The following is a 6,629-nucleotide window of genomic DNA, read 5'->3' as shown; positions in this document are numbered from 1 at the left end:
GCCCGCCTCCCCCTGGTGGGTCGAGCGCGCCGAAGCCCTTCTCGTTCCGGGCGACCTGCTGACGTTGGGCCTGGGCGCGCAGTGGGAGCTCTTCGAGCGGTTCGCCTTCGTGCAGGAGAACGTGGAGCCGGAGCTGCTCCTGCTGGATGTGCGGGGGCGTCCAGAACTCGCGGCGCTGTGGGCGGCACTGGTGGCGCGAGCGCTCTGCGTGACCCAGGCGCTGGATGCCTCCGGAGCGGACGTCGCCGAGCAGCTTCGAACGGGAGCGCTCTCACCGGCGCACTTCCGGGAGCGGTGGGAAGGGCTGGGCTTCACCGAGGCCACGGGCCGCGCGAGCACGGCGGCGGATGACTGGCTGGAGGGACTGCTGCGCATCTCCCGCATCACCACCGGCCAGGACCGCCCCCCGTTCGGTCAGGTGAACATGGCCTCGCGGGCCCAGCGCATCTCCGACTTCCTGTCCGTCACGAGTCCCGGGCTGCGCGACACGGTCTACGACCTGGGCTGTGGCAACGGGAAGTTCGCCATCACCGTGGCCGCGAGCTCCGCCGCCCGGGTCAAGGGCGTGGAGTTCGGTCAGACGTATGTCGAATCCGCGCGCCGCAATGGTGAGCGTTTCGCGCTGCCGAACCTGGAGTTCATCCACGCGGATGTCCGCGACGTGGACCTGTCGGACGGCACCGCGTTCTATCTGTACTTCCCCTTCTGGGGAGAGGTGGCGCACGCGGTGGCGCGGACGCTCGGGGACGTCGCGCGGGCCCGGGACATCACCGTGTACGCGTCCGGCCCCCGGCTCGACTACGGCGAGCACTTCCTGGAGCAGGTGTCGCAGGGGGCGCTGTGTCTGGCGCCGCAGCGCGTGGACTTCGCCGACGTGATGGTCCTGCGCAGCGCTGCCTTCGCGTGAGCACTCCGCCCCGGGCCCATGACCCGGGGCGGCTGGACTGACACCGTGAGAGGGGTTGGGCTCAGGGCGTATACAGTTCCGCCGACGCCGCGTCCTCGTCGCCGATGGTGGGCCCCACGACGAGCACCCTGCCATCCAGCAGCCGCGTCGCGGTGATTCTGTCGCGAGCGACGACGTTCAGGCTGCCGGTAGGGCTCCAGGTGTCCGAGGCCGGATCGTACAACTCCGCCTCCGCTCCAAACGCATCCACGGAGAGCACCTTGCCGCTGAGCAGCAGCGTCGCCGCGTCGCTGGAGTGCTGGGGCGGGGAGCCGGTCGCGCTCCAGGCGCCCGAGGCCGGGTCGTACAACTCGGACGCCCCACCCCCCACGACGAGCACCTTGCCGTTGGGCAGCAGCGTCGCCGGGCCGATGAGGGGCTCGAGCATGGAGCCGGTCACGCTCCAGGTGCCCGAGGCCGGGTCGTACACCTCCGCCGTCTTGAGGGGGGTCCCGTTGGTGTAATAGCCCCCCGCGCCGAGGACCTTGCCGTTGGCCAACAACGTCGCCGTCGCCAGCCTGCCGAGGGGTTGGGGCAGGGAGCCAGTAGGGCTCCAGGTGCCCGAGACCGGGTCATACAACTCCGCGGTCAGGAGGCCCTCACTGGTGCCGTTGTCGCCCCCCACGACGAGCACCTTGCCGTTGGGCAGCAGCGTCGCCGTATGCCACATGCGGGCTTCCGCCATGGAGCCGGTAGGGGTCCAGGTGCCCGAGGCCGGGTCATACAACTCCGCCGTCGCGATGAAGCCTTCGTAGAATCCGCCCGCGACGAGCACCTTGCCATCGGGCAGCAGCGTCGTCGTGGGCAGAACGCGAACTTCGACCATGGGGCGGGTGAAGCTCCAGGTGTTCGAGCCCGGGTCGTACACCTCCGCCGCGCGGGCGGTGTCCAGGCTTCCCCCCACGACAAGGACCTTGCCGCCAGGGAGCCGCACGGCGGTGTGGGCCCTGCGGGTTTCCCCCCCCATGGGGCCTGTCATCGTCCAGCTCCCCGAGGGGCCACAGGCCGGCAGCCCCGTCACCTCGAAGCTCCGGGTCGCCGTGAGGGAGAAGGCGTTGGTGACGGTGACGGTGACGGTCGGGGGTGTGCCGGCGCTGACACACGCGGGGGCTGCCCAGGTGATGCGGCTGTGGAGGGCGTCGTGGCTCTCCTGGCCCAGCGAGCCTGTCGTGGCCGCCCAGGAGAAGGAGAGGGCAGCGCCTTGCGGATCGCCGGCAGCCACTTCGTAGGTGAGCACCTGGCCCGGGGACGCGGAGTCCGAGGAGCGGTAGCTGCGAATGATGACGGGCGGGAACTGGGGAGAAGGAGGCGTGTCGCGGATGCACAGGGCGACGGTGCCGGTGTTCAGCCCGCCATGTCCGTCCGAAACCGAGACCGTCAGGCGGCAGTTGTTGCAGGAGCCGGCAGGCAGCAGTGAGGGGGTGAACCGGGCAGACCTGGAGGAGGCGCCGGTCCAGGAACCGGCGCAGGAGGCGCTCCAGGCGTAGGAGAGCCTGTCGCCATCCGGGTCGGAGGCGGAGACGGAGACGGCGGTCGTCTGCCCGACGCTCAACTGCGTGGGAGAGGCCGTGACAGAGGCCACCTGAGGTGAGCTGTTGAAGGAGATGGAGAGCCAGGCCTCTCCCTCTGCGCCACCCTGGGTGACGTTGACGGCCAGGGCGATGCTGGAGGACAGGCCACGTGAGTCCATCACGGTGAGCGTGAGGGTCTGGATGCCCGTGGAGGCAGGCGCCGTCCACGAGGTGGAGGCATTGGAGGGCGAGGAGAAGGAGCCTGCCCTGGCGCTCCAGGCGTAGGAGAGCGTGTCGCCCGGGTTGGGATCATGGGCCGAGGCCACCAGGGAGAGGGAACCCCGGACGGGCACGGTGGTGGAGGAGGCCACCAGGGTGTCGATGAGCGGGGCCTCATTGCCGAAGGGAGGCGGAGGATTGACTTGCTGGAGGGTGATGGCGACGAGGCTCGTCTGGTTTTCAGAGATGGTGACGCGGGAAGCGGAGCCCTCGAAGAGCACGCTGCCCGAAGCGTCGAAGGCCTGGGCCCGGAAGGAGCGGTTGGCGCCAGCGGGGATGTTGCCAATGATGCCGCCCCAGACGCCGTCGGTGGGTGCCAGGTCCACCGTCACGGAGGGAATGTCCGAGGCGCTGGAGGTGACGGAGACGCGGGAGAGATTGGAAGCGAGGGCCTGCGGCACGGAGACAGCGAACCGGGCCGAGCCGGCGCTGGAGGAAGAGTCCGAGCAGCCCGCCAGCAGCGCCACCGCGAGCGCCACTGTCCACCAGGTGAATGCCTTTTTCATGTCCCCCCCTTGTGACAAGAATTCGCCGCAATGGAGCAGGGCGGAGGTTGCTGTCGCTATCGCACCAGGCGGCCTGTGCGCAGTCTCATTCCGTGCGCTCTGCCACAGGGACGGTGGGCGGCGCTTCTTCCGAACAGCCTGCCCCCGCTAATCGCAGTTGTGGGTGTTGTCCTCGATGATCCGCTCGCTCAGCCGGGGCTTCAGCGTGTCACCGTCGATGCGGTACTTCACCTCGATCTCGGAGATGTTCGGGCCGGCCGTGCAGCCGGGCCCGACGGTGCGATACGTCACCGTCGGCCCCGCTCCGTCCAGGGTGGGCGCGAACGCGTCCTCGCCGAGGAGGCCGCTGCGCTCGTCCGAGCCGAGGAGCCGCCCGTCGGGGGCACGCAGCATCACGCGCAGGGCCTGCCGTGTCTGCCACGGCTCATGCTTCGGCAGGGTCTCCAGCAGCACGGCCGTCAGGGTGCCCTCCTTCTTCTTCCACGACTTCGACTGGACGACACGCCACTCGGGGCCGAGCTGGGGGCACGCCAGGGGCTCCGCCCACGTCACGTCGCGCGCGTACGCGGCGGGCTCGAAGGCCTTGAGCGTCTCCAGCACCTTCGGCCCCGCGGTCGGCTCACAGGCTCCGAGCACCACCACCACGAAGCCCGGCTTGAGCCCCGGCACGGCGGCGCTCTGGAGGATGCGCGGGTAGCCCTCCGCCACCTTCAGCGTCCCCTCCCATTCCTTCTTCTTCGCGCGCTCCTGCCACCGGCCCAGGGCCGCCTCGGCCTCGGCCGTGTCCTTGCCTCCGCCCCAGATGAGGAGCTGGGCCGGCCGGGGTTCCGCCCGCGCCACGCCGGTCCACGCCAGGACGGCAGCCACCACCACGAATCCGCTCGCCTTCATGAATCCCCCCTTGAGGGTTTGACCCGACGGCGCGGAATCCTACGCTGCCCTGCCCACGCGCCCGGGTCCGGGTTGGGGGCCCCCTGGAGACTGGAGACGCCATGAAGAAGCTGCGCTGCGCCATCCTTGACGACTACCAGGACATCGCGACGAGGATCGCCGACTGGACCCCCCTGCGCGAGCAGGTCGAGGTGGTGGTGTTCCGCGAGCATCTCTCTCAACCGGAGGCGCTGGTCGCCGCGGTCGCGGATTGCGAGGTGATCGTGGTCATGCGCGAGCGCACCCCTTTCCCGAAGGCACTGCTGGCGAGGCTGCCACGGTTGAAGCTGCTGGTGACGACGGGGATGCGGAACGCGGCCATCGACGTCGCCGCGGCCGTCGCGCAGGGCGTGACGGTGTGCGGAACGGCGAGCTCCTCCGAGCCCCCCGCGGAGTTGACCTGGGCGCTCCTGCTGGCGCTCGCCCGCGACGTGGTGGGCGAGAACGCCGCGTTTCGTCGCTCCGGGCCCTGGCAGAGCTCCGTGGGGTTCGACCTCCAGGGCAAGCGGCTGGGGCTGCTCGGGCTCGGGAAGATTGGCGGCAAGGTCGCGAAGGTGGGGGTCGCGTTCGGAATGGACGTGGTTGCCTGGAGCCCGAACCTCACCGACGCGCGGGCCTCCGAGGTGGGGGTGACCCGCGCCACGTCGAAGGAGGCCCTCCTGGAGACGAGCGACTTCGTCTCCATCCACCTCGTTCTCGGGGAGCGCTCGCGCGGTTTGATGGGCCGTGCCGAGTTCGAGCGGATGAAGCCGACAGCCTTCCTGATCAACACCTCGCGCGCCCAGATTGTCGACACGGCCGCGCTCGTCGAAGCACTGAAGCGAGGCACCATCGCGGGCGCGGCGGTGGATGTCTTCGAGGTCGAGCCGGTGCCGGAGGGGGACGTGCTGCGGACCCTCCCGACCCTGCTGGCCACCCCGCACCTGGGGTACGTCTCCCGGAACAACTACGCCACCTACTTCCGCGAGGCCGTCGAGGACATCCAGGCGTTCCTGACCGGGGCACCCATTCGCAAGCTGGGCTGAACCGCGGGAGAGCAGCCCCTGGCGGCCGCGGTCCGTGCTGTAGTGCGGGGCTCCCTGACGGACAGGAGGCTCCCTCGTGAAAACGCTTCCCCTGCTTCCCCTGCTCTTCGCCTGCCTGGCGTTGCCCGGCGGCCCCGTGCTCGCGGCGGCGCCCGCTCCCGCTGGCATCGAGGGCCTGGACGCGCTGTACCCCGAACTGGACGCGCTCTACCGCGACCTGCACCAGACGCCCGAGCTGTCACTCCAGGAGGAGAAGACAGCGGCGAAGCTGGCCGAGCGTCTGCGCAAGCTCGGCTTCGAGGTGACGCCGAAGGTGGGCGGGCACGGCGTGGTGGCCCTGCTGCGCAACGGCAAGGGGCCCACGGTGATGCTGCGCACGGACCTGGACGCGCTGCCGGTGGAGGAGAAGACGGGGCTGCCCTACGCCAGCAAGACGAAGGCGAAGGATGCGGGCGGAGCGGACGTCGCGGTGATGCACGCGTGCGGGCACGACGTGCACATGACGTCCTGGCTTGGCACGGCCACGCTGCTGGCGCGGACGAAGGACCGGTGGCGGGGCACGCTGATGCTGGTGGGGCAGCCGGCCGAGGAGATTGGCGCGGGGGCCCGGCAGATGCTGGCGGACGGCCTGTTCAAGCGCTTCCCCAAGCCGGACTTCGCCGTGGCCCTGCACACCATCGCCACGGCCGCGGCGGGGACGGTGCAGTTCACCCCCGGCTATGCGCTGGCGAGCGTGGACTCGGTGGACGTCAACCTCTACGGCAAGGGCGGGCACGGCGCGTACCCGCACACCACCGTGGATCCGGTGGTGATGGCGGCGCGCACCATCCTCTCGCTGCAGACGCTGATCAGCCGGGAGAAGAGCCCGCTGGAGCCGGGGGTCATCACGGTGGGCTCCATCCACGGCGGCACCAAGCACAACATCATCCCGGACGAGGTGCGCCTGCAGCTAACGGTCCGCACGTACAAGCCGGAGGTGCGCAAGGCGCTGCTCGCCGGCATCGAGCGCATCGCCAAGGCGGAGGCGATGGCCTCCGGAGCGCCCCGTCCGCCCGACGTCAACGTCACCGAGGGCACGCCCGCCACCTTCAATGACCCCGCGCTCACGCAGCGGCTGGTGGACGCGGTGGGCAAGGTGCTGGGCGAGAAGAACCTCAGCGAGACGCCGCCTGTCATGGGTGGCGAGGACTTCTCCGAGTACGGCCGCGCGGGCGTGCCCGCGGTGATGCTGTGGCTGGGCATCACCGAGCCCAAGCGCTTCGCCGACGCCAAGGCCGCGGGGGAGACGCTCCCCTCCCCGCACTCGCCCCTCTACGCGCCGGACCGCGAGCGCACGCTGCGCAGCGGCGTCACCGTGCTGACCACCGCCGCGCTGGAGCTGCTGGGCAAACCCTGAGGCAATTCGAGCGGCCGGCTGCACTTCGGGCACTTC

At 70.4% G+C, this 6,629-nt stretch carries 5 protein-coding genes; 3 read left to right on the top strand and 2 right to left on the bottom strand.

What is annotated here, in order from left to right:
* Positions 1-907 (top strand): methyltransferase domain-containing protein (locus tag D7V97_RS04410; RefSeq protein WP_147444681.1); only part of this gene is annotated, 907 nt, incomplete at its 5' end.
* Positions 908-968: 61 nt separating this feature from the next.
* Here the strand turns inward: D7V97_RS04410 and D7V97_RS04405 are convergent.
* Both D7V97_RS04405 and D7V97_RS04400 read right to left on the bottom strand, forming a co-directional pair.
* Positions 969-3,242 (bottom strand): kelch repeat-containing protein, encoded by a 2,274-nt coding sequence (locus tag D7V97_RS04405; protein WP_120609321.1) that lies wholly within the window; start codon positions 3,240-3,242, stop codon positions 969-971.
* 147 nt (positions 3,243-3,389) lie between these two features.
* A complete protein-coding gene (locus D7V97_RS04400; protein ID WP_120609320.1) occupies positions 3,390-4,133 on the bottom strand; it encodes a hypothetical protein in 744 nt (247 codons plus the stop codon).
* Positions 4,134-4,234: 101 nt separating this feature from the next.
* On the opposite strand from D7V97_RS04400, the gene D7V97_RS04395 reads away from it, so the two are divergent.
* Together D7V97_RS04395 and D7V97_RS04390 are read left to right on the top strand one after the other, a co-directional pair.
* A complete protein-coding gene (locus D7V97_RS04395; RefSeq protein WP_120609319.1) occupies positions 4,235-5,197 on the top strand; it encodes a D-2-hydroxyacid dehydrogenase family protein in 963 nt (320 codons plus the stop codon).
* A gap of 76 nt (positions 5,198-5,273) precedes the next feature.
* Complete coding sequence (locus D7V97_RS04390) at positions 5,274-6,593, top strand: amidohydrolase (RefSeq protein WP_120609318.1); 1,320 nt, start codon at positions 5,274-5,276, stop codon at positions 6,591-6,593.
* Positions 6,594-6,629: the final 36 nt, after the last annotated feature.

This window comes from Corallococcus sp. CA053C (assembly GCF_003611675.1).
In the GTDB taxonomy this organism is placed as follows: Bacteria; Myxococcota; Myxococcia; order Myxococcales; family Myxococcaceae; genus Corallococcus.
This window is presented reverse-complemented; position numbering and strand designations above follow the sequence as displayed.